This is a genomic window from Pseudomonas sp. ICMP22404, from assembly GCF_006227205.1.
Lineage (GTDB): Bacteria > Pseudomonadota > Gammaproteobacteria > Pseudomonadales > Pseudomonadaceae > Aquipseudomonas.
In genome coordinates, this window is record NZ_VCNG01000012.1 from 45,194 (window position 1) to 67,918 (window position 22,725).

Annotated in this window: 22 protein-coding genes; 10 read left to right on the forward strand and 12 right to left on the reverse strand. The window is 60.1% G+C overall.

Annotated features, from left to right (window positions below; all coding sequences use genetic code 11):
- Positions 1–46 precede the first annotated feature (46 nt).
- The 8 genes from FGE05_RS20360 to metG form a co-directional block, all read right to left on the reverse strand.
- Positions 47–226, reverse strand: coding sequence for a PA3496 family putative envelope integrity protein (locus FGE05_RS20360; RefSeq protein ID WP_139647744.1), 180 nt, complete (start codon positions 224–226; stop codon positions 47–49).
- Between the two features lie 107 nt (positions 227–333).
- The gene (gene nth / locus FGE05_RS20365) at positions 334–972 is read right to left on the reverse strand and encodes an endonuclease III (protein ID WP_139647746.1); all 639 of its coding nucleotides are present in this window, start codon (positions 970–972) and stop codon (positions 334–336) included.
- Entirely contained in the window at positions 969–1,499 is a 531-nt protein-coding gene (locus FGE05_RS20370; RefSeq protein WP_139647748.1) for an Rnf-Nqr domain containing protein, read from the reverse strand. Before FGE05_RS20370 ends, nth begins: the two co-directional genes overlap by 4 nt.
- On the reverse strand, positions 1,492–2,103 hold the full coding sequence (locus FGE05_RS20375; RefSeq protein ID WP_139647750.1) for an RnfABCDGE type electron transport complex subunit G: 612 nt from the start codon (positions 2,101–2,103) through the stop codon (positions 1,492–1,494). The genes FGE05_RS20370 and FGE05_RS20375 overlap by 8 nt, the downstream gene beginning before the upstream one ends.
- Positions 2,100–3,086: an RnfABCDGE type electron transport complex subunit D gene (locus tag FGE05_RS20380; RefSeq protein WP_139647753.1), complete on the reverse strand. Its 987-nt coding sequence runs from the start codon at positions 3,084–3,086 to the stop codon at positions 2,100–2,102. Before FGE05_RS20380 ends, FGE05_RS20375 begins: the two co-directional genes overlap by 4 nt.
- Positions 3,073–4,086: an electron transport complex subunit RsxB gene (gene rsxB / locus FGE05_RS20385; protein WP_139647755.1), complete on the reverse strand. Its 1,014-nt coding sequence runs from the start codon at positions 4,084–4,086 to the stop codon at positions 3,073–3,075. The genes FGE05_RS20380 and rsxB overlap by 14 nt, the downstream gene beginning before the upstream one ends.
- The gene (locus FGE05_RS20390) at positions 4,083–4,655 is read right to left on the reverse strand and encodes an Rnf-Nqr domain containing protein (RefSeq protein ID WP_139647757.1); all 573 of its coding nucleotides are present in this window, start codon (positions 4,653–4,655) and stop codon (positions 4,083–4,085) included. The genes rsxB and FGE05_RS20390 overlap by 4 nt, the downstream gene beginning before the upstream one ends.
- A gap of 118 nt (positions 4,656–4,773) precedes the next feature.
- Complete coding sequence (gene metG, locus FGE05_RS20395; RefSeq protein ID WP_139647759.1) at positions 4,774–6,819, reverse strand: methionine--tRNA ligase; 2,046 nt, start codon at positions 6,817–6,819, stop codon at positions 4,774–4,776.
- A 195-nt stretch (positions 6,820–7,014) separates the two neighbouring features.
- On the opposite strand from metG, the gene apbC reads away from it, so the two are divergent.
- On the forward strand, positions 7,015–8,109 hold the full coding sequence (apbC, locus tag FGE05_RS20400; protein ID WP_139647761.1) for an iron-sulfur cluster carrier protein ApbC: 1,095 nt from the start codon (positions 7,015–7,017) through the stop codon (positions 8,107–8,109).
- A gap of 125 nt (positions 8,110–8,234) precedes the next feature.
- Here the strand turns inward: apbC and FGE05_RS20405 are convergent, their stop codons facing one another.
- Positions 8,235–8,993 carry an SDR family oxidoreductase gene (locus FGE05_RS20405; protein ID WP_139647763.1) on the reverse strand — a complete coding sequence of 253 codons (759 nt, stop codon included), beginning with the start codon at positions 8,991–8,993 and terminating at the stop codon, positions 8,235–8,237.
- Positions 8,994–9,049: 56 nt separating this feature from the next.
- On the opposite strand from FGE05_RS20405, the gene FGE05_RS20410 reads away from it, so the two are divergent.
- The 4 genes from FGE05_RS20410 to groL all read left to right on the forward strand — a co-directional run bounded on the left by FGE05_RS20410 (position 9,050) and on the right by groL (position 12,713).
- Complete coding sequence (locus tag FGE05_RS20410; protein WP_139647765.1) at positions 9,050–9,781, forward strand: HugZ family protein; 732 nt, start codon at positions 9,050–9,052, stop codon at positions 9,779–9,781.
- A 227-nt stretch (positions 9,782–10,008) separates the two neighbouring features.
- A complete protein-coding gene (locus FGE05_RS20415; protein WP_047701142.1) occupies positions 10,009–10,485 on the forward strand; it encodes an FxsA family protein in 477 nt (158 codons plus the stop codon).
- Between the two features lie 240 nt (positions 10,486–10,725).
- Positions 10,726–11,019 carry a co-chaperone GroES gene (locus tag FGE05_RS20420; protein ID WP_024779525.1) on the forward strand — a complete coding sequence of 98 codons (294 nt, stop codon included), beginning with the start codon at positions 10,726–10,728 and terminating at the stop codon, positions 11,017–11,019.
- 50 nt (positions 11,020–11,069) lie between these two features.
- On the forward strand, positions 11,070–12,713 hold the full coding sequence (gene groL / locus FGE05_RS20425; RefSeq protein WP_024779526.1) for a chaperonin GroEL: 1,644 nt from the start codon (positions 11,070–11,072) through the stop codon (positions 12,711–12,713).
- A gap of 203 nt (positions 12,714–12,916) precedes the next feature.
- Here the strand turns inward: groL and FGE05_RS20430 are convergent, their stop codons facing one another.
- Together FGE05_RS20430 and FGE05_RS20435 are read right to left on the reverse strand one after the other, a co-directional pair.
- A complete protein-coding gene (locus FGE05_RS20430) occupies positions 12,917–13,660 on the reverse strand; it encodes a phosphatase PAP2 family protein (protein ID WP_139647767.1) in 744 nt (247 codons plus the stop codon).
- 53 nt (positions 13,661–13,713) lie between these two features.
- Complete coding sequence (locus FGE05_RS20435; RefSeq protein ID WP_139647769.1) at positions 13,714–15,663, reverse strand: LTA synthase family protein; 1,950 nt, start codon at positions 15,661–15,663, stop codon at positions 13,714–13,716.
- 243 nt (positions 15,664–15,906) lie between these two features.
- Between FGE05_RS20435 and colR the strand changes: the two genes are divergently transcribed.
- The 5 genes from colR to FGE05_RS30155 all read left to right on the forward strand — a co-directional run bounded on the left by colR (position 15,907) and on the right by FGE05_RS30155 (position 19,584).
- Complete coding sequence (gene colR, locus FGE05_RS20440; protein WP_024779529.1) at positions 15,907–16,590, forward strand: two-component system response regulator ColR; 684 nt, start codon at positions 15,907–15,909, stop codon at positions 16,588–16,590.
- Complete coding sequence (locus tag FGE05_RS20445; RefSeq protein ID WP_139647770.1) at positions 16,580–17,857, forward strand: HAMP domain-containing sensor histidine kinase; 1,278 nt, start codon at positions 16,580–16,582, stop codon at positions 17,855–17,857. The genes colR and FGE05_RS20445 overlap by 11 nt, the downstream gene beginning before the upstream one ends.
- Positions 17,858–17,970: 113 nt before the next feature.
- On the forward strand, positions 17,971–18,639 hold the full coding sequence (locus tag FGE05_RS20450; protein ID WP_139647772.1) for a class I SAM-dependent methyltransferase: 669 nt from the start codon (positions 17,971–17,973) through the stop codon (positions 18,637–18,639).
- A gap of 4 nt (positions 18,640–18,643) precedes the next feature.
- A complete protein-coding gene (locus FGE05_RS20455) occupies positions 18,644–19,354 on the forward strand; it encodes a lipopolysaccharide kinase InaA family protein (protein WP_139647774.1) in 711 nt (236 codons plus the stop codon).
- Between the two features lie 2 nt (positions 19,355–19,356).
- Entirely contained in the window at positions 19,357–19,584 is a 228-nt protein-coding gene (locus FGE05_RS30155; protein WP_139647776.1) for a hypothetical protein, read from the forward strand.
- Positions 19,585–19,694: 110 nt separating this feature from the next.
- On the opposite strand, the gene FGE05_RS20465 is transcribed toward FGE05_RS30155, so the two are convergent.
- Positions 19,695–22,721, reverse strand: coding sequence for a multidrug efflux RND transporter permease subunit (locus FGE05_RS20465; RefSeq protein WP_139647778.1), 3,027 nt, complete (start codon positions 22,719–22,721; stop codon positions 19,695–19,697).
- Positions 22,722–22,725 lie beyond the last annotated feature (4 nt).

Sequence of the window (22,725 nt, forward strand, 5' to 3'; positions counted from 1 at the left end):
GCACGCGTACTCAGTAAAAAGCCTCCACATGGGAGGCTTTTACGTGTCAGAGGTCAAAGTCGTAATCGGCCAGCTGCTTCTGCAGGCGACGCTCTTCCAGCAGGTTGTCGATGGTTCGGCGTTTGCTCAGATTGGTCTTGGGCACTTCCACCACCGGTTCGGCGTCTTCGGTTTCAATGGCGATGAAATCGTCTTCTACATCCAGTTGTTCTTTGCCAGTACTCATGGGTTCGACTCCAGGCTAAGACTGCCTTTGGGGCACCTTATATCGATAAACCACGAACGGGTAAAAAAGATTTTTTCAATCGATGTATCTATAAAAGCAATAACGCCTCAATCGTCAGAGGTCTTGTCCTTGTATTCGCACAGGTCTTCGATCCGGCAACTGCCGCAGCGGGGCTTGCGGGCCAGACAGACGTAGCGCCCATGCAGGATCAGCCAGTGATGGGAGTCGAGAAGATACTCCTTGGGCACGAACTTCATCAGCTTCTTCTCCACCTCCACCACGTTCTTGCCCGGCGCCAGGCCGGTTCGGTTGCTGACGCGGAAAATGTGGGTGTCCACTGCCATGGTCAACTGGCGGAATGCGGTATTGAGCACCACGTTGGCGGTCTTGCGACCTACGCCGGGAAGGGCTTCCAGCGCCTCGCGGGTCTGGGGAACGACACTGCCATGGCGCTCGATCAGCAGACGGCAGGTTTCGATCACGTTCTTTGCCTTGCTGTTGAACAGGCCGATGGTCTTGATGTACTCGGACAGCCCCTCTACGCCCAGTGCATGGATCGCCTCCGGGGTGTTGGCCACCGGAAACAGCTTGGCCGTGGCCTTGTTGACGCCGACATCGGTGGATTGTGCCGAGAGGATCACCGCGATCAACAACTCGAACGGCGAGGAGCAGGCCAGTTCGGTTTTCGGCTCGGGGTTGTCTTCGTGAAAGCGACGAAATATTTCCAGGCGTTTTGCGGCGTTCATGGGCGCGGCGTTTCCTCGAGGGTTGATTGGGTTTTGGCAGGCATCCAAGCCTGGTAGGCCGCCAGGAGCAGGCCCAGCAGCAGGAACCCTCCGGGGGCAAGCAAGGCCAATGGGGTGCCGTTGCCGATCAGTTCGCGCAGGGTGCCCAAGCCGATCATCAACAAACCGAACAGCCCCGTCAGCTTGAGATAGCCTGGCAGGCGTGGCTCGATGAAAGAACTGTCGTGTTCCAGCGCCACACAACTCAAGGCTATCCAGCCGATGTAAAGGTTCAACGACCGATACCCTTCCAGCCACCAGGCCTGGGCGGCGAGACTGGCGCAGGCGGTCAGGGTCGCGGCCAGGACGACAGAGCTCAGCAAGCGCTGATAAGCGCTCAGGCGCGGCCGCACAAGGCCCATCGCCCAGCCATGGCCGCCGCTGATCAACGTCCACGCCACCCATAGGCCCAGCGCGTTGACCAATGAGTTGCTGGCGCCAACCAAAGGCACGAGCAGCAGGCCGCGGGTCAGTGACTGTTTATTCATGGGCAACGCCTCCGGTCAATGATGCCTTGTGTTCGTCGAAATAGCGCAGCGCATCGTGTACGGCCTGGAGCACTGCCCGGGAGGTCACCGTTGCGCCGGCCAGTTGATCGAATTGCCCTTGGTCCTTTTTCAAGGCCCAACCGCTGTCGCTGGGGGCCTCACGGGATTTGCCGTTGAAGCCTTGCAGCCAGGCGTTAGGCCAACCGGCAATGGCCGCGCCCAGGCCCGGTGTTTCGGTCTGGCGCAGGGTTTTCACCCCCAACAGACGGCCCGACGGGCCGATGGCGATCAGCAATTCGATGCTGCCTTCGTAGCCCAATGCCTGGCTGCGTAGCAGTACGGCGGCGGGCTGGCCGGTACGGGTCGCGAGGTAGCCACCCAGCAACGTGCTATGGGCCAGGGGTACCGGGTCCGTCAAAACCGGCTGTGCCAATGGCTGGTTGTCGTACAGGTCGGTGGGCAAGACCTCGAGCAGGGTTCTATTCGCGAGGGTCTGTTGCTGGTCCTCAATGCGCTCGGCGGTGCCGATTTGCATGAGGTAAGTGGCACCGAGGCCGAGTGCGGTCAACAGCGCCAGGAGGGCAACGCCGCCGGGATTTCTCATGGCGCTTGCCGTCCTTGCCGTGCTTCGACGAAACGCTCCAGCGCCGGCACCCCGAGGTTCATCAGCAGCACCGCAAACGCCACGCCGTCCGGGTAGCTACCCCAGATGCGGATCAGGTAGACCAGCAGCCCCACTCCGACGCCGAACAGCAGGCGAGCGAGCGGCGCCTTGGGCCCCGAAACCGGTTCGGTCACGATGAAAAACGCCCCCAGCAGGGTCGCTCCCGTCAGCAGATGAAACAGCGGTGAACCGTGGGAGTCCGAGCCGGAGCCGTTCCAGCACAACAGGCTGATGGTGAACAGGCCGGCCAGCATGCCCACCGGCGCGTGCCAGCTGAATACGCGTTGCTGCAGCAGGAACAGGCCGCCCGTCAGGAATGCCAGGTTGATCCACTCGGCCCCGCGACCGCCGAAACGTCCGAACGCCGGATTGCTGGCGAACAACTCATCGATGGTCAGGCTCTTGTTGATACGCAAGCTGTCCAGCGCTGTCGCGCCGGCCCAGGCATCGGGAGTGGGATGAACGCCAGCCACCTGTTGCAGGCCTTCAAGCAAGCCGACGCCGTGGGGCATTGGCCATTGACTCATGTGGACGGGGAACGCCACCAGCACCAGGGCGTAACCGAGCATGGCCGGGTTGAACGGATTGTTGCCGACGCCGCCCCACAGGTGCTTGCCGAACAACAAGGCGCAAGCGGCCGCGGTAACTGTCAGCCACCATGGACAATAGGCTGGCAAGGCGAGGGCCAGCAATGTGGCGCTGACCAGCGCGCTGCCGTCGTTCAGCTCGGGTTTGAGCGGTCGATGCCGCAAACGCAGCACCAGTGCTTCGACCGCCAAAGCGGTGATCCCGGACAGCAGCAGGTTGAGTACCACGCCCCAGCCATAAAACCACATCAATGCCAGCGCACCGGGTAGCGTGGCCAGCAGCACGCGCATCATCGCTTGCCGTAGGCGCTCATCCGGGGCCTCAGGAAGTGGCATGGGCGTCCACCTGGCGTTCGGCGTTTCTTACCGCCTGCTCCAACGCCTGTACGTCTGCGTCCGGGGCTGCCGCCGCCCGGGCTTTGCTGAGTTCGGCGCGCCGCATCGCCAGTTGGATCTTCGCCCGCTTCAGTTCGGCATCCTGCGCCGGTGCGGCAGTTGGTGCGGCCGGCGGTACGCTGCTTTCCAGCTGTGCCAGGGCCTGCTCCGCCGCTTCGTACTGGTGTTGCAGCACAATCAATTGCGACTGCTGCTCAAAGGTCGGTGGATGACCGAAGGCTTTCAAGGATTTGTTCAGTTGTGCCCGGCTCATGGCCAGGTCGACCTTGGCCTTTTTCAGTGCGGCATCGACGCTGGCGGCTTTTTGCGCACGTACCCGTTCCAGTGCGGCCTGCACCGGATCCATTGCCTGGGGCTGGGCTGGGGTTTTGGCGGCGTGCTGGGTACGGGCCAGGCGCTCCGCCTGACGCTGCTCTTCTTCGCGACGCAAGCGCGCATTGCGTTGTTCGAAGCGCCGCCGGGCATGGTTGCGCTTGGCGGTACGTGCTTGTTGTTCCTCGGGGCTGAAGGCCAGGCCTCCGACAACCGGCAGCACGGTCGCCATCGGCAAGGGCCGCATTTCGATACAGTCGACCGGGCAGGGGGCCACGCAGAGATCGCAGCCCGTACATTCGTCGATGAGGACGGTGTGCATCAGCTTTGCTGCGCCGACAATCGCGTCCACCGGGCAGGCCTGGATGCACTTGGTGCAGCCGATGCATTCGGCCTCGCGGATGAAGGCTATTTGCGCAGGGGCCGAGCCACGGCTGGTATCCAGTTCCAGCACCGGTATTTTCAGCAGGTCGGCCAGCGCGGCGATGGTTTCGCTTGCGCCGGGCGGGCATTTGTTGATCGGCTCGCCCTCGGCGATGCCTTCGGCGTAGGGCTTGCACCCTGGATGGCCGCACTTTCCGCATTGGGTTTGCGGTAGCAGGGCGTCGATACGTTGAATCAGGTTCATGTTTTGACCAGCCCGCGTAATCCAAGGAACGCCACCGCCATCAACCCGACGGCAATCAACTGAACAGGCAGGCCTCGAAAGGGCAGGGGAATATCGTTATTGAGGGTGCGTTGGCGCAAATCTTCGAACAGACTCAACACCAGCCACAAGCCCAGCCCGGCACCCAGGCTCAAGGCGATGGCGTGGGCCAGCCCTCGATCGTCCTGGCTATTGAGCAGCGCGACGCCCAGTATGCCGGCGTTGCCAAGCAACAGCGGCCACAATCCCTCGAACGGCAGTGCCGGCAGCCAACGCGCCAGCAGGCGCAGCAATGGCCCGATCAGCAGGACGCTCAAGGGCAGCCAGGCGAACAGGCGCAGCGACGTCAGGTTTACCGAGACCAGCAGCCAGTGGTCGATCAGGTAACCCAGGGTGCCGACCACCAGCATCAGGCATGTCGAGGCCAGGCCCAGGGCATGGACCTGCTGTCTTCCAGCGGCCTTCAGCAGCGGATCGACGCCCAGCGGCGAATGCAACACCAGGTTGTTGATCAGGGCAGTGCCGAGCAATGTGAGAAGGATATCGGACATGATGTATTAGGTGACAAAAGGACCTGTTACAAGATTAGGCATTATCCGGCAGGCCAGATATGAAAATCCCACAGCCGCTTGCAAAGCGTCTGTGGGATCGGTGTAGCGTGCAATCGTCTTACTTGATCCGCTGACCCGGCTTGGCGCCGCTGTCGGGGCTCAGCAGATAGATTTCCTCACCGCCGGGGCCTGCCGCCATCACCATGCCTTCAGAGATGCCGAAGCGCATTTTGCGAGGCTTGAGGTTGGCGATCATCATCGTCAACCGGCCTTCGAGCTTGGCCGGATCCGGGTAGGCGCTCTTGATGCCGGAGAACACGTTGCGTTGCTCGTCACCGATGTCCAGGGTCAGGCGCAGTAGTTTGTCGGCGCCCTCGACGGCCTCGGCCTTGACGATCAGTGCCACGCGCAGGTCAACGGCGGCAAATGCGTCGAACTCGATTTCCGGTGACAGCGGGTCCTTGACCAGTTCGCCGTTGCCGGTTGCAGCGCCGGTGTCGGTCTGGCTGGCGGCCAGGTCTTCCTTGGAGGCGTCGGTCATGGCTTGCACCTTGGCGGCATCGATGCGGGTCATCAGTGGCTTGAACTCGTTCAACTGATGATTGCTCAACAGGGTCTGGTGATCGTTCCAGGTCAGCGGCGCGACGTTCAGGAACGCCTCGGCATCGGCGGCCAGCAGCGGCAGCACCGGCTTGAGGAAAATCACCAGTTGGCGGAACAGGTTGACGCCCAGTGCACAGATCGCCTGGACCTCGTCCTGCTTGCCTTCCTGTTTGTTCAGCGACCACGGTGCCTTGTCGGCGATCCAGGCATTGGCACGGTCGGCCAGGGCCATGATCTCGCGCATGGCGCGGGCAAAGTCGCGGGCCTCGTAGGCTTCGGCGATGCTTGGCGCTGCGGCCAGGAACGCGTCCGTCAGCTCCGGTGCGGCGTTACCCGCCACCAGCACACCGGCGTTGCCCTTGTGGATAAAACCGGCGCAACGGCTGGCGATGTTGACGACCTTGCCCACCAGGTCGGAGTTGACCTTCTGGACGAAGTCCTCGAGGTTCAGGTCCAGGTCGTCGACGCCACGACCAAGCTTGGCCGCGTAGTAGTAGCGCAGGTATTCCGGCGACAGGTGGTCCAGGTAGGTGCGGGCCTTGATGAACGTGCCGCGGGACTTGGACATTTTCTGACCATTGACGGTCAGGTAGCCGTGGACATTGATGCCGGTCGGCTTGCGGAAACCGGCGCCTTCGAGCATCGCGGGCCAGAACAGGGCGTGGAAGTTGACAATGTCCTTGCCGATGAAGTGATACAGCTCGGCGGTGGAGTCCTTGCCCCAGAACGCGTCGAAGTCCAGCTCCGGCGTGCGGTTGCAGAGGTTCTTGAAGCTGGCCATGTAGCCGATGGGGGCGTCCAGCCAGACGTAGAAGTACTTGCCCGGCTCGTCGGGGATCTCAAATCCGAAGTACGGCGCATCACGGGAGATGTCCCACTGCTGCAGGCCGGCGTCGAGCCATTCGGCGATCTTGTTGGCGACCGCGTCCTGCAGGGTGCCGCTGCGGGTCCAGCCCTGCAGCATCTGCTGAAAGTCCGGCAGCTTGAAGAAGAAATGCTGGGAGTCCTTGAGCACCGGCGTCGCACCGGAAATCGCCGATTTCGGATCTTTCAGGTCGGTCGGCGCGTAGGTCGCGCCGCATTTTTCGCAGTTGTCGCCGTACTGGTCCTCGGTGCCGCATTTCGGACAGGTACCCTTGATGAAGCGGTCGGCCAGGAACATTTTCTTTTCCGGGTCGAAATACTGGGTGATCGAACGGGTTGCGATGTGCCCGGCGTCACGCAGTTTCAGGTAGATCTGGCTCGACAGCTCACGGTTTTCTTCGGCGTGAGTGGAGTGGAAATTGTCGAAGTCCACCAGGAACTCGGCAAAGTCGGCGCTGTGTTCAGCCTGGACATTGGCGATCAGTTGTTCCGGGGTGATGCCTTCCTTTTCCGCGCGCAACATGATGGCCGAACCGTGGGCGTCGTCGGCGCAGACATAAATGCATTGGTTGCCGCGATGTTTCTGGAAGCGCACCCACATATCGGTCTGGATGTACTCCAGCATATGGCCGAGGTGAATCGAACCATTGGCATAGGGCAGGGCGCTGGTGACGAGAATCTTGCGTGGCTCGGACATGGGGCTCGGCTACTTAGATGAAACGGAGGTCGGCCACTATAAAGCGCCGGCGGCTTTTTTTCACCCTTCGGGCCGGTTTCGGGGCTGCGGAAAATATTGCGTCATGCGCGAACTATGAGCACAAAAGTATTCACATATCGGTAATCGGGTCTAGGATAGCGACCTGTTTTTCAAGTCCTGCTATCGGAGTTGCCCATGAGCGCCGTCAATCGCGCAACGGTGGAAGCCGTCCTTCGCCAATACACCGACCCCTACCTGAACCAGGATCCGGTCAGCGCTGGATGTGTACGCGCCATCGACATCCAGGGTGAGCATGTCAGTGTCCAGCTGGAAATCGGCTACGCCGCTGATCTGTTCAAGAGCGGTTGGGCGCAGATGCTGCAGATGGCAATCGAGGCCCTGGACGGTGTGACCACCGCCAAGGTCGATGTCACCAGCGTGATCGTCCCCCACAAGGCCCAGGCGCAGGTGCCGGGTTTGGCGAACGTCAAGAACGTGATCGCTGTGGCCTCGGGCAAAGGCGGTGTGGGCAAGTCCACCACCGCAGCCAACCTGGCCCTGGCCCTGGCCCGTGAAGGGGCGAAGGTCGGGATGCTCGATGCGGACATCTACGGTCCGAGCCAGGGCATCATGTTCGGCATTGCCGAAGGCACCCGGCCGCAGGTCAAGGACCAGAAGTGGTTCGTGCCGATCCAGTCCCATGGCGTGGAGGTCATGTCCATGGCCTTCCTCACCGACGACAACACGCCGATGGTCTGGCGCGGGCCGATGGTGTCCGGTGCCTTGCTGCAACTGGTGACGCAGACCGCCTGGGGCGACCTGGATTACCTGGTGATCGACATGCCGCCGGGCACCGGCGATATCCAGCTGACCCTGGCGCAGAAAGTCCCGGTGGCCGGCGCGGTCATTGTCACCACGCCCCAGGACCTGGCCCTGCTGGATGCCCGCAAGGGGGTGGAGATGTTCCGCAAGGTGAACATCCCGGTGCTGGGCGTGGTGGAAAACATGGCGGTGCACATCTGTTCGAACTGCGGGCACGCTGAACATCTGTTCGGCGAAGGCGGCGGCGAAAAACTGGCCACCCAGTACGGCGTCGAATTGCTGGCTTCGCTGCCACTGTCGATGCTGATCCGCGAGCAGGCCGACGATGGCAAGCCGACGGTGATCGCCGAGCCGGACAGCCAGATCGCCATGGTCTACCAGGAACTGGCCCGTCATGTGGGCGCGCGGATCGTGTTGCAGGAAGCGGCTGCACCGGCGATGCCGAATATTACTGTCAGCGACGACTGACAGGTCGGAGGCAAATCCTGTGGGAGCGAGCCTGCTCGCGATAGCGGAATTACATTCAACCTTGCGTTGACTGACACTCCGCCATCGCGAGCAGGCTCGCTCCCACACTGGTTTTTGCGGCGGTTTTACATCCGCAACCCGCCATCCATCTCCAGGATCCGCCCGGTGTAATAGTCGTTCTCGAAGATATAGGCTGCTGAATGAGCGATCTCTTCGGGCCGGCCCATGCGCTTGAGTGGAATCCCGGAGGTCATTTTCTCCAGGGCCTCAGGCTTCATGCCCAGGGTCATCTCGGTTTCGATGAAGCCCGGTGCGATGCCGGCGACACGAATGCCGTAGCGCGCCAGTTCCTTGGCCCAGGTCACGGTGGCGGCTGCCACACCGGCCTTGGCGGCCGAGTAGTTGGTCTGGCCGATGTTGCCGGCCCGGGAGATCGACGAGATATTGATGATGGTGCCGCTGTTCTTCAGCTCGACCATTTTCGCCGCCACTTCACGGGTGCAGAGGAACACACCGGTGAGGTTGACGTCGATCACGGCCTGCCACTGGGCCAGGCTCATCTTGGTCATTTCGCCGTCCTTGACCTTGAGCAACAGGCCGTCGCGCAGGATCCCGGCATTGTTGATCAACCCGTGGATCGCGCCGAAATCCTCGGCAACCCGGGCGACCATGTCGCTCACCTGTTCTTCATTGGCGACGTTGCACAGGTATGCCCGGGCTTCGACGCCCTTGGCCACGCAGGCGGCAACGGCCTGGTCGAGTTTCTCCTGGTTGAGGTCCACCAGGGCGAGCTTCGCGCCTTTGTCGGCAAAATACTCGGCCATGGAGCGGCCCAGACCCTGGCAACCGCCGGTGATAATGATTACTTTGTCAGTGAGTTGCATGCGTATATCCAGGTGTCTGAGCGTTTTTAGACGAATTTTATCAAGGGAGTCATAAATTGAGCGTTGATGCTGCCAAGCATGCCCGAGAATTGCTGCTCAAGGAATACCGTGGAATGCTCTCCACCCATTCCAAATCCATGCCTGGATTTCCGTTCGGCTCCGTGGTGCCGTATTGCCTGGACGAGCAGGGCCGGCCGTTGATCCTGATCAGCCGCATCGCCCAGCACACCCACAACCTGCAGAAAGATCCCAAGTGTTCCATGCTGGTGGGCGAACGGGGCGCCGAAGACGTACAGGCCGTGGGGCGCCTGACCTACCTGGCCGAGGCACGGAAACTTGAAGACAGCGCCGCCATCGACGCTGCCGCCGAGCGTTACTACCGCTACTTCCCTGAGTCGCAGAACTACCACAAGGCCCACGATTTCGATTTCTGGGTGCTCGATCCGGTGCGCCATCGCTACATCGGCGGTTTTGGCGCCATCCACTGGGTCGACCGGATCACCTTGGCCAACCCCTTTGCCGGCAAAGCCGAGGCGAGCATGATCGAGCACATGAATGCGGATCACGCCAAGGCCATCGCCCATTACGTCGATCTGGCCGGCCTGCCCAGGACCGAAGCGGCGCAACTGGTGGGCATCGACAGCGAAGGCATGCATCTGCGCATTGGTCAGGGGCTGCATTGGTTGGCATTTCCAGCACCCTGCAATACGCCGACACAAGTTCGCGAAGCCTTGGTTTATCTGGCCCACGCCGAAGAATGGCCGAAAAATGCAGAGGCCGACGCTTGAATTCACGAAAGGCCGACGTCATTTAGGTTTTCATAGCTAGTGGCCTGTGTGGCTAATTCGTGCACTCAACTTCGGCGCCAGGGTTTGTCAGCCTGCGTTGCCATTCCTCGCCGTAGCGGGGCTACGACTCGTCATGGCGCCTTGCCTGGCAAGCCCTGACACTCGAATTTGAGTACTCGAATTAACGTACAGGCCACTAGGCATTCTTGCGTTGAGGAAACCATTTGATGCGCCCTTTTTTATTGCTCTTTCTGCTGTTCCCGGTGTTGGAGCTGTTCGTATTCGTCAAGGTCAGCGGTGCGATCGGGTTTTTCCCGGCCCTGCTGCTGGTCATTCTCGGCTCGATGCTCGGCGTGTTCGTGTTGCGCATCGCCGGCCTCGCTACGGCCTTGCGTGCCCGTGAAAGCCTGAGCCGCGGCGAGCTGCCTGCCCAGACCATGCTCGAAGGCCTGATGCTGGCCCTGGGCGGTGGTCTGTTGATCCTGCCTGGCTTCATCAGCGACGTGGTGGGCCTGATCATGTTGCTGCCTTTCACCCGTCGGTTGCTGGCCAACAAGATGCGCCAGCGAGCCGAGGAACAGGCGATGCGTCAGCGGGCGTTTGCCGACGACCTGCAGCCCCGTGGTGGCCCGGCGCCGCGAGAACCCCTGGGCCGCGAGCCCAATGTGATCGAAGGCGAATTCGAGCACCGCGACTCCAAATAAAACCCACCACACGGCACCTTCGGGTGCCGTGTTCGTTTGTGCGATGAAGAAATTTTTTTCGGTCCGGCTCTTGTAATCCCCTTGTACGCCCTTATGTATCGGTCACCGCAAGGTTTCCGGTGGCAACACCGGACAGACTTCCGCGGTTCGACTGACGAACCGCACCCGGCTCTGCCGGCTTTTGTTAAACCCGCCGGGACTACACCGGCCGATGAAAACCAAAATTAGGAGAGATCGACAATGAAGCTTCGTCCTCTGCATGACCGCGTCGTCATCCGTCGCAGCGAAGAAGAGAAGAAATCCCTTGGCGGTATTGTCCTGCCAGGTTCGGCTGCCGAGAAAGCCAACCACGGTGAAGTTCTCGCTGTAGGTACCGGCCGTGTGCTGGACAACGGTGAAGTGCGTGCGCTGGCCGTGAAAGTGGGTGACAAGGTCGTGTTCGGCCCTTACTCCGGCAGCAACACAGTAAAAGTCGACGGCGAAGAACTGCTGGTCATGGGCGAGAGCGAAATCCTCGCTGTTCTCGAAGGCTGATTTCCCCGCTCATCTTCCCGCTACTACACAGTATTTAAGGAATATCGATCATGGCTGCTAAAGAAGTTAAATTCGGCGATTCCGCCCGCAAGAAAATGCTCGCCGGTGTCAACGTCCTGGCTGACGCAGTAAAAGCGACCCTGGGCCCGAAAGGCCGTAACGTAATCATCGAGAAGAGCTTCGGCGCTCCGACCATCACCAAGGACGGCGTTTCCGTAGCCAAGGAAATCGAGCTCAAGGACCGTTTCGAAAACATGGGCGCGCAGCTGGTCAAAGACGTTGCTTCCCGTGCCAACGACGACGCCGGTGACGGCACCACCACCGCCACCGTCCTGGCTCAATCGATCGTCAACGAAGGCCTGAAAGCCGTCGCTGCCGGCATGAACCCGATGGACCTCAAGCGCGGTATCGACAAGGCGACCATCGCCATCGTCAAAGAGCTCAAGGCCCTGTCCAAGCCGTGCGCTGACTCCAAGGCCATCGCCCAGGTAGGCACCATCTCGGCCAACTCCGACAACTCCATCGGCGACATCATTGCCGAAGCCATGGAAAAAGTCGGTAAAGAAGGTGTGATCACCGTTGAAGAGGGTTCGGGCCTGGAAAACGAACTGTCTGTCGTGGAAGGCATGCAGTTCGACCGTGGCTACCTGTCGCCATACTTCGTCAACAAGCCGGACACCATGGTTGCCGAGCTCGACGGCCCGCTGATCCTGCTGGTCGACAAGAAGATCTCCAACATCCGTGAAATGCTGCCAGTGCTGGAAGCCGTTGCCAAAGCCGGCCGCCCACTGCTGATCGTGGCCGAAGACGTTGAAGGCGAAGCCCTGGCGACCCTGGTTGTGAACAACATGCGCGGTATCGTCAAGGTGGCTGCCGTCAAGGCACCAGGCTTCGGCGACCGTCGCAAGGCCATGCTGCAGGACATCGCCGTCCTGACCGGCGGTACCGTGATTTCCGAAGAAATCGGCCTGAGCCTGGAAAGCACCACCCTGGAGCACCTGGGTAACGCCAAGCGCGTCATCCTGTCCAAGGAAAACACCACCGTGATCGACGGTGCCGGCGTTGAGACTGACATCCAGGCTCGCGTTGCCCAGATCCGTGCACAAGTAGCCGAGACTTCCTCCGACTACGACCGTGAAAAACTGCAAGAGCGTCTGGCCAAGCTGTCCGGCGGTGTTGCTGTCATCAAGGTTGGCGCCGGTTCCGAAGTTGAAATGAAAGAGAAGAAAGCCCGCGTTGAAGACGCCCTGCACGCCACTCGTGCAGCCGTCGAAGAAGGCGTGGTACCTGGCGGTGGCGTGGCGCTGGTTCGTGCCCTGCAGGCCATCAGCGAGCTGAAAGGCGACAACGCCGATCAGAACGTAGGTATCACCCTGCTGCGTCGCGCTGTCGAAGCACCGCTGCGCCAGATCGTTGCCAACTCCGGTGACGAGCCAAGCGTCGTGGTCGACAAGGTCAAGCAGGGTTCGGGTAACTACGGTTACAACGCTGCTACCGGCGAATACGGCGACATGATCGAAATGGGTATCCTGGACCCGGCCAAAGTGACTCGTTCGGCTCTGCAGGCTGCGGCCTCCGTTGCCAGCCTGATGATCACCACCGAGGCGATGATCGCTGAAATCAAGGAAGACGCTCCAGCTGGCGGCGGCATGCCAGACATGGGCGGCATGGGTGGCATGGGCGGCATGATGTAAGCCAGCCTTACCCCTGCACTGAAAAACCCCGCCTGCGCAAGCAGGCGGGGTTTTTTATTGGCTGGCTTTGGAAGTACTTTCGTTATTCAGCCAACTACTGTGGGAGCCGAGCTTGCTCGCGATAGCGGTGGATCCGTTTGCAATGATGTCGGACATCCCGCTGTCATCGCGAGCAAGCTTGGCTCCCACAGGTCCGATGCTGCTCAGGCATTGACCGGTTGTGCTTCGGCCAGGGGCTCTGCCCTCGTGGCCGGCCGATAGAGGACGAAGTAATAACACCCCAGGCTAATCAGCCAGCAGAACACCGCTGTCCACACGTTGTGCGAGAAGAAGTGTGCCCCTTGCATCATCCGGCCCACGGAGAACACCGTTCCCAGGGTGAAGGCAAGTATGAAGGCCCGTCGGGCCAGGCGCGGCTTGCGGTCGCGCAGTACGAAGAACAATGCGAACAGTGTAAATCCGGTGGCCGCATGGCCTCCGGGCCAGCATCTGCCCGGTTTGTGGGTGTCTGGCCGCGGGCTCAGCAGTTCACTGTAGGTTTCCTTGCCACCGAACTCCTTCAGGCTCCAGGGGCATTGCACCGCCGTCACCGCTTTCATCGGTGTGACGAAAGATGTCGCCAGCGCCAGGGAGAGCACCAGGCAGCCCAACTCACGTTTGAAGGGTTTAAGTCGGGTGACAAAAAAAGCGCTGATGAAGCCGATGACGGAAAACACCGAAAAGGCGATGACCACTTGTTTCGCCCGGTCATGGAGGATGTCTTCCAGGAAAAAACTGTGTCGTCCAATGAAGTCGCCAGCGGCCGGGTCATAGAACAGCTGGGCAAGGTTCATGTCCAGGTCGGTCCATTCCAGCAAGATCAGAATGATCGCCGTAACGACGGGAATACCCAGATATAGCCAGAAATTCAGGGGGCGAGGGGAAGAGCGTGGAACGCTTGACGGCATGACGGATCCTGCACAAAGAAAGCGCCCCAGGCCATCCTCCCGGGGCAGTTTGGTTAACGTTCGCTGACTTGCTCGGCACCCTCCATGGGTGCTCTCCAGCCAAGCAGCTGTTGCTTGAAGCCATAACTGGCGGTTTGGTAATACGTAATGGCGCGGCCGATCAAAGGATCGTCACTGGTTGCCCGGGACTCGCGGCTTTCGGTCAGTGCATCATCATGCCGACGCAGGCCCTGACGCGGGCTGAGGATCGCCAGATCCTTGCCGTCGAACAAGCCCAGATGCTGGTAATTGCCGACGACGACGCGGGGCGGTAACGGATTGTCCTGTAACAGGTTGCGACCGAAGAAGGTCGATCTGTAGTCCAGATTCAGCAACCCGAGCAAGGTCGGAGCCAGGTCAATCTGACTGGCGAGTTGGGCGTTTTCCCGTGGCTCGATCAGCTTTGGCGCGTAAATGAACAGCGGGATCTGATAGTTACTGATGGGCAGGTCTTCCTTGCCGGCGCTGCCAGCGGTGTGGTCGGCCACGAAGACGAAAATCGTATTATCGAACCACGGTTTCTGCCGTGCCTGTTCCAGGAACTGACCAATTGCATAGTCGGTGTACTTGACCGCTCCATCCCGTCCGTTGCCGGATTTGATATCGATCCGGTTATCCGGGTAGGTGTAGGGGCGATGGTTGGAGGTCGTCATCAATTGCAATAGAAACGGCTGCTGCTTGGCATAGTTGGCGTCGGCCAGTTTCAACGTCTGCGTGTACAAGTCCTCATCGGCCATGCCCCAGGCATTCTTGAAGTGGATTTCGGACTCCTCGACGCTGCTCTGATCGACGACACGATAACCGTTGCCGCTGAAAAAAGCGTTCATGTTGTCGAAGTAGCCGCGGCCACCGTAGACGAACACGCTGTCGTAACCGATCGCGCTCAATTGTTGCCCCAGGCTGGCAAAGCCGCTTTCCCGGCCGATCCGCTTGACGATCGAACGTCCTGGCGTCGGCGGAATGGCCAGGGTAATGGCTTCCAGGCCACGGTCGGTACGGGTACCGGTGGCGTAGAAATTACTGAAATACAGGCTTTGCTTGCGCAAGGCATCCAGGTTGGGGGTCAGGTCGCGTTTGTCACCGTTGCTGCCCAGGTACTTGGCGCTGAGGCTTTCGATGGTCACCAGCACAATGTTCGGTTTGCGGAGGGTGCCGGGATTGTCGATCATCCGCCGGATGTCTTGTGGGTCTTCACCGATGAAACGTGTATTGGGCTCGTTCAGTTCGGCGCGAATATGTTGGGCGACGGTCGCCGGGGCCAAGCTGCTGTAGAACTGTCCGTAGTCCAGTTCGTTGTTACGGAACGCAGCGAAGAACTGGTATGGCCCGTTGCTCGCCAACTCGTTCTGATAGGCGTTGCCGCCCTGGGCGCGTGGCGCATCCTGGCTGAGTAATTGCAGGCTCAGGCCGGCGACGGCGAGCAGGCCCAAGGCATTGACCAGGCGTCCGCGAACAGCGGGCAATGGGGCGTCCAGCGCGGCCTTGAGCGGTTTGCGCAAGGCCAGGCTCAAACCCACCGCCAGTACGGCGAGAATCGTCAGCAGGGTGCCGATCGGGTAGGACTCCAGTACGTTGTTCAACACCTCATCGGAATAGACCAGGTAGTCGACGGCGATGAAGTTGAAGCGCACGCCGAACTCATCCCAGAACAGCCATTCGGCCACCGAGGTGAACAGCATGGCGAACAAACTGACCGTCAACAGTCCCTGAAGAAACCAGCGATGGCCGCGACGGCGCCACAAGGCCGCAGGACAAAGCAATAGATACAGGCCCAGCGGCAGGATTGCGTAGGCGAGGAAGCCCAAGTCATACAACAGGCCAATGCCGAAGACCGAAAGGGCGCCACCACCGGATTCATCCAGGTGTGCCAACAGCAAAACGGTTCGGGTCAGCAGAAACACCACCAGCCAGGCGCCGGTGATCAGCAGCAAAAAGCGCATGGGCGCCATTTTCAAAAAGTCCATTTACTACATTCCCTATAGATCAAATCGATAGCGCGAAAGTGTTGCGCCCTCACTGTAGTCAGGTTGTGAACCGATAGTGAAAACTTCATCAATAATGTGATCGTCCGAAGCCGTTGACGCATGTCGTTTCCGGTCCGTGTGCCGAGTGGGCGCACGAATTAGCCACATCACTGGTCCTGAGTCTTCATTGGCCGTAAGCTGCGCGGGCCAAGACGGCCGTTAACCGTATACGCAGAGGTGCCCATGCGAATTCTATTGGTCGAAGACAACCGTGACATCCTGGCCAATCTGGCCGATTACCTGGGCCTCAAGGGCTATACCGTCGATTGCGCCCAGGACGGTCTGTCGGGCCTTCACCTGGCTGCGACCGAGCATTACGACCTGATCGTGCTCGATATCATGCTGCCGGGCATCGACGGCTACACCTTGTGCAAACGCCTGCGCGAAGATGCCCGGCGCGATACGCCGGTGATCATGCTCACCGCCCGGGATCAACTGGACGACCGCCTGCAAGGCTTCAAGTCCGGGGCCGATGATTACCTGATCAAACCCTTCGCCCTGTCGGAGCTGGCGGCGCGGATCGAAGCGGTCATGCGCCGGGCCCAGGGGGGCGGGCGGCGTGCGTTGCAGGTCGGCGATCTGAGTTATGACCTCGATACCCTGGAGGTGACCCGCGAGGGCAAGCTGCTCAAGCTCAACCCGGTCGGCCTGAAGTTGCTGGCGGTACTGATGCAGAAGAGTCCTCACGTGTTGCGTCGGGAAATCCTTGAAGAAGCCTTGTGGGGCGATGACTGCCCGGACAGCGACAGCCTGCGCAGCCATGTCCACCAACTGCGCCAGGTGATCGACAAACCGTTCGAAAAACCATTGCTGCATACCGTGCACGGTGTCGGTTATCGCCTGGCCGAGGGCCGCGATGGAGTTTAAGCAGAGCCTTGCCCAACGGATCATCATCGCGTTTGCCTTGATGAGCGCATTGGTGGCCGGAGCGTTCGCCATGGGAATCGTGGCAACGGTGCACCTGGTGGAGGAGAAGTTGATTTCCTCCGGGTTGGGCGGCGATCTGCAACGCCTGTTGCTGATGGACAGTGTCTCGGACTGGAATCATCGTCCGGAACCTGACCAGTTGTTCTATTTCAGCGGCGGCCAGGGTGATTTCGAACTGCCCAAGGATCTGCGCCATCTGGAGCCCGGCTTCCACGAGGTGTTTCGCGAACAATTGTCCTATCACGCCATGGTGGAGATCGTTGACGGCCGGCATTACGTGTTGCTGCAGGACCAGAGCGACTTCGAAGAACGCGAGCGGGTGCTGTTCGCCGTGGTGCTGGTGGGCTTCGTGCTCAGCCTGGCCTTGGCGGTGTTCCTCGGCTGGATCCTGGCACGCCGGGTGATGGCGCCGGTGGTGCGCCTGGCCCGGCAAGTGCGGCACCGCGACCAGCTCCTCGGACTCGCCCCTCCGTTGGCGCCTGATTATGCCGCCGATGAAGTGGGTGAACTGGCGGTGGCGTTCGACGCGACACTGGGGCGTTTACGCCAGGCCTTGACCCGCGAGCGGTTGTTTACCAGTGATGTCAGCCATGAATTGCGCACGCCGTTGATGGTCTTGGCGACCTCCTGCGAACTGTTGCTGGAAAACCCGGCGCTGGATCAACGTGGTCGTACCCAGGTCGAGCGCATCAGCCGCGCCAGTGAAGAGATGCGTGAGCTGGTGCAAACCTTCCTGATGCTGGCCAGGGCTCAGCGCGAAGATAGCGGCATGTCGCCTCGCCTGACCCTTGGTCAGGTGGCGGAAAATCTCCTTGGCGCATGGCGTGCGGCCATCGAATCCAAAGGCCTGACGCTGATTTTCGAGCCGGGCCAGCCTGTGGATACGCCCTATAACGCCACGTTCCTGACGGCGGTCATGGGCAACCTGCTGCGCAATGCCTTGCACTACACCGACCAGGGCTTCATTCGCCTCACGCTCTGTGGGACTGGATTCGTGGTGGAGGACAGCGGTGTGGGCATTCCCGAGGAGAAGCGCGAGGCGATGTTCGAACCGTTCGTGCGCGGCAATGAAAAGCGCGGCGAGGGTCTTGGGTTGGGGTTGTCGCTGGTGCAGCGGATTTGCGAGAACCAGGGGTGGGTGGTGAGCCTCAGCACGATGGAGCCTAACGGCTGCCGTTTTGAAGTGGAATTGAATCCGAAGGGGTGAGTGCGTTCTTGTAAAATCCTGTAACCATTGAGAAGGTTGCATGACTTTTTTTTCACAAAGCGATGACACACCGATTTATAAGGTTGGACCTGTCTGAAATGGAGGTCTCCTTAATGTCCAAACCCGTCAAGCTCGATTTTTCCGAAAAGTACGACGAGCAGCATGCCCAGAAATACTTCCATAAGCATCGAAGCGGCTTGAGTCGCCGTCTCTCCAATTGGCGAGATCAACAACTGGCCAAGCGTGCATTGGCACTTGCCGGTGACCCGGGGCTGGTATTGGATCTGCCTTGCGGTGCCGGACGCTTCTGGTCCTTGCTGGCCGAAAAACCGAATCGCGTTATCATCGGCGCGGACAATTCCGAGGCGATGATCAAGACTGCAATGGAGTCTCAACCCGCTGATGTCGTAAAACGGGTACAACCCTTGCACACATCTGCGTTTGACATCGCCTTGCCTGATAACGCCGTCGACAGCATTTTTTGCATGCGTCTGCTTCATCACATTGGTGAACCTGCGCATCGACTGGCCATTCTGAAGGAGTTCGCGCGTGTCAGCCGCGACAGCGTGATTATTTCATTGTGGGTCGATGGCAATTTCAAGGCCTGGAAACGCAAGCGTCAGGAGCGTAACCGTGGGCAGAAAGACTACCAGAATCGATTTGTGTTACCGGTCGCTACAGTAGAGGAAGAGTTTCGGCAGGCTGGGTTTCGTATCCAGGAACAACTGGACTTCATACCGCTCTATGCCATGTGGCGAGTTTATGTATTACGCAAGAGGTAACAGCATGGTTGCGCAGGTAGCAAACACCCAGGAGATTTCCCGCAACAGTTTCGACCATTTCTGGAGCATGCAAGGTGAGTGGGTAGAGGAGCCCAATGTGCGCCGTGGCGGCGAAAGTGGTGTACAGCGGATCATCGGCAAGGACGGCGAGCTGCTTTACGCCAAGCGCCAGACTGGACACATTTATCGCAGTTGGCTGCATCCGTTCGGTCGTCCGACCGTGCTGCGTGAACAGGACGCGCTCCTGGCGTTGCCTCGACTCAACGTCCGGGTACCCGAGCTGGTTTTCTGTGCGGCCCAACCGGACCCGGACCATAAATGGCGGGCGTTGCTGGTGACTCGTGCGCTTGAAGGTTTCGAGGAGATCGAGCACTGGTATGCCGGCGGCGGTCGCGAGCGTCATGGCGAAGCGGTGCATGACCAGATCCTTCGGGACCTTGCCGAAAACCTGGCCCGCATGCACAAGGGCCGATGGCAACACAGCTGCATCTACATCAAGCATGTTTTTGTGCGTGTGACCGGGGAAGGCGAAGCGGCGAAACCCGAAGTCGCCCTGTTGGATCTGGAGAAGTGTCGCCAGCGCCTGACTGCCCGACGGGCTGCATCCCATGACATGAAGCAGCTACGGCGCCATTCGTCGTTCAGCGATTCTGACTGGAAAAAACTCGTCTACTTTTATGAGACGGCGTTTGGCAGCGCTATCAAAGGCTTATAACGATGAAACTTGAAATTGCTAGAGGTGTGTTTTTGGTTGGAGCCCTGGCAGTTGCATCGATGGCGGTGGCTGTGTGGGAACAGCCCCGTTCTCAGGTACTCAGTGCCTCCAACTCTGACGCTCACTGCCCCTTACCGCGGGTGGCCAAGGCCAGCGAGGTCATCCGGCCGGATAATGACCTGTTGCTGTTCATGTTCAGTCTTTCCCAAGGCGTGAGGCCACAGAGTTGAGAGTTTCGGAGCCCAAATAAAGGCTGCCTTCGGGTAGCCTTTTTTATGTCTGGTTACTTATTGGGAAGGCAATTGTGGTGATGTGGCGAGGGGATCCTCTTCAATAGGGGTCAGGCTTTATCCGGCTTGGCCAGCAGCGTGTAGATGCAAGGCAATACGAACAGCGTGAACAGGGTGCCAATCGACATGCCGGTGGCAATGACCATGCCGATGTCGAAGCGGCTCACCGCTCCGGCGCCGGTGGCCAGGATCAGCGGCACCATGCCAAACACCATTGCGGCAGTGGTCATCAGCACCGGCCGCAAACGAATCGACGCGGCTTGCTCCACGGCTTCCCGTGGCGTCAGGCCCTGTTCCTTGCGCAACTGGTTGGCAAACTCAACGATCAGAATCCCGTGCTTGCTGATCAGGCCGATCAGCGTCACCAATCCCACCTGGGTGTATATGTTCATGCTCGACCAGCCGAGGAACAGCGGAATCAGTGCGCCGCAAATGGACAGCGGTACCGTCACCAGGATCACCAGGGGGTCACGAAAGCTCTCGAACTGGGCAGCCAGCACCAGGAAAATGATCGCCAGCGCCAGGGTAAAAGTGACCCACAAGGCACTGCCTTCCTGGACGAACTGACGCGAGGCCCCGGCGTAATCGAAGGCAAACCCTACCGGTGCTTCTTCATGGGCGATCTGGCGGACGGTCTGGATGGCCTCGCCCATGCTCACGATGGGGAAGCCGGAAATTCTCACCGCATTGAGTTGCTGGAACTGATTGAGTTGCCGCGGGCGGGCCCGGTCGCTGACCTTGATCAGCGTCGATAGCGGTAGCGATTCACCCTTGGCATTTTTCACGTAGTAATTGTTCAACCAGGCAGGATTGTCCCGGAATGGCCGTTCGACCTGGGCAATGACCTTGTAGCTGCGCCCTTCGAGGGTGAAGCGGTTGATCTCCGACTCCCCCAGCAAGGTGGCGAGGGTTCCGCCCAAGTCCTGCATCGAGACGCCCATCTGGGCTGCCTTGTCACGATCGATGTCGACGACGACTTCGGGCTTGTCGAAGGCCAGGTCAATGTCCATGAACGCGAACTTTCCGGTTTCCACTGCGCGTTTCTTGATCCTCTCGGCCACTTCCAGAAGCGTCGCGTACTCCTTCGGGGAGTTGATCACGAAGTCAAAGGGCAGGCCTTCACCGGTGCCGGGCAGGGAAGGGAGGTTGAAACCGAAGATCTGCAGGCCCGGGATGCTTTCCAGCTTGGCCTGGACATCAGGCAGGATTTCCATCTGGGTGCGGCTGCGTTCGTTCCAGGGCTTGAGCAGGAAACCGCCGATGCCGGATTGCACGCCGTTGTAGCCGTTGATCTGGAACGAAGAGTAGTACTCCGGGAATTCCTTGAAGATTTCGAGGAAGTGGCCCGTGTAGGTGTTCAGGTAGTCGAGGTTGGTCGGCTGCGGCGCCGTAGCCATCATGAAAATGATGCCCTGGTCTTCGTCGGGAGCCAGTTCGGATTTGGTAAACATGAGCAGTACCGGAATCAGCAACAGAACGATCACGGCGAACACCAGCACCACCGGCCGGGTATTGAGCGTGCCATGAAGCATGCGCTGGTAACGGGTCTTCAAGCGTTCGAAAACCATGTCCAGTCGATGGGCCAGCCCCGAAGGGTTCTCGTCGTGGCGCAGCAGCATGGCGCACATCATGGGCGACAGGGTCAGGGCGACGATCCCGGAGATCACCACGGCCCCGGCCAGGGTCAGGGCGAACTCCTTGAACAGGGCGCCGGTCAGGCCTTCGAGCAGGCCGATCGGCGCATACACCGCCGCCAGCGTGATGGTCATCGAGACCACCGGCATGGCGATTTCCCGAGCACCTTCCAACGCAGCATCGAACGGGCTTTTGCCTTCCTCGATATGCCGGTGGATGTTCTCCACGACGACGATGGCGTCGTCCACCACCAGGCCGATGGCCAACACCATGGCGAGCAGCGTCAGCAGGTTCATCGAGTAGCCCATCAACTGCATGAAGAACATCACGCCGATCATCGACAGCGGGATGGTCACCACCGGGATGAGTACCGAACGCAGGGCGCCGAGAAACAGGAACACCACGACGATGACGATCAGCACCGCTTCGAACAGGGTTTTCACCACCTCATCGATGGATGCCTGGATGAACAGGGTCGCATCGTAGGCAATCTCGGCCTTGAGGTTCACCGGCAACTGGGCCTCCATTTCCGGCATGATCTTGCGCACTTCCCGGATCACATCCAGCGGGTTTGCGCCGGGCGTGGCCTTGATCCCGATGTACACCGAGGGCGTACCACCGAAGGAGCTGATGGTGTCGTAGTTCTCGGCACCCATTTCCACCCGGGCCACATCCCGCAGCAAGACCCGGCTATCACCGTCGGTCTTGAGCGGTATCGCGGCAAAGGCCTCGGCGGATTTGAGTTCGGTGTTGGCATTGATGCTGGTGACCACGTATTCGCCCTTCACCTCGCCAGCCGCCGAGAGAAAGTTGTATTGGCGCACGGCGTTGGTCACGTCGGCGGCGGTCAGGCCGAATCCGGCGAGCTTGGCGGGGTCGAGCCACAGGCGCATGGCAAAGTCCTGGTTGCCAAGGATTTCCGCTTCAGCCATGCCCGGGAGTGTCGCCAGCTTGGGCTGGATCACCCGTGACAGGTAGTCGGTGATCTGCGGGTTGTTCAGTTCCTTGCTGAAAAAGCTGATGTACATCAGGGCCGAGGCATCGGCGGCTTCCCGGCTGAGCACCGGGTCCTCGGCATCCTGGGGCAGTTGGTTCTTGACCTCGTTGGCCTTGGCCAGCAGTTCGGTGAAGAGCCGGTCGCTGTTGGAGCCGATGCGGGCGTGGACTGATATCACCGAGAAGTTCTGGCGGCTGACCGAAGTCATGTAGTCGATGCCCTCGGCGCTGGCCAGGCTCTGCTGCATCGGCTGGGTGATGTAGCCCTGGATGGTCTCGGCGTTGGCCCCCGGGTAAGCGGTGGTCACCGTGATCAGGGCGTTTTCCATCTGTGGGTACTGGCGCAGGGGCAGCTTGCTCCAGGCCTGGAAGCCCAACAGCACGATCAACAGGCTGACCACGGTGGCGAGCACCGGGCGGCGGATGAACGGATCGGTAAAAGCCATGGGG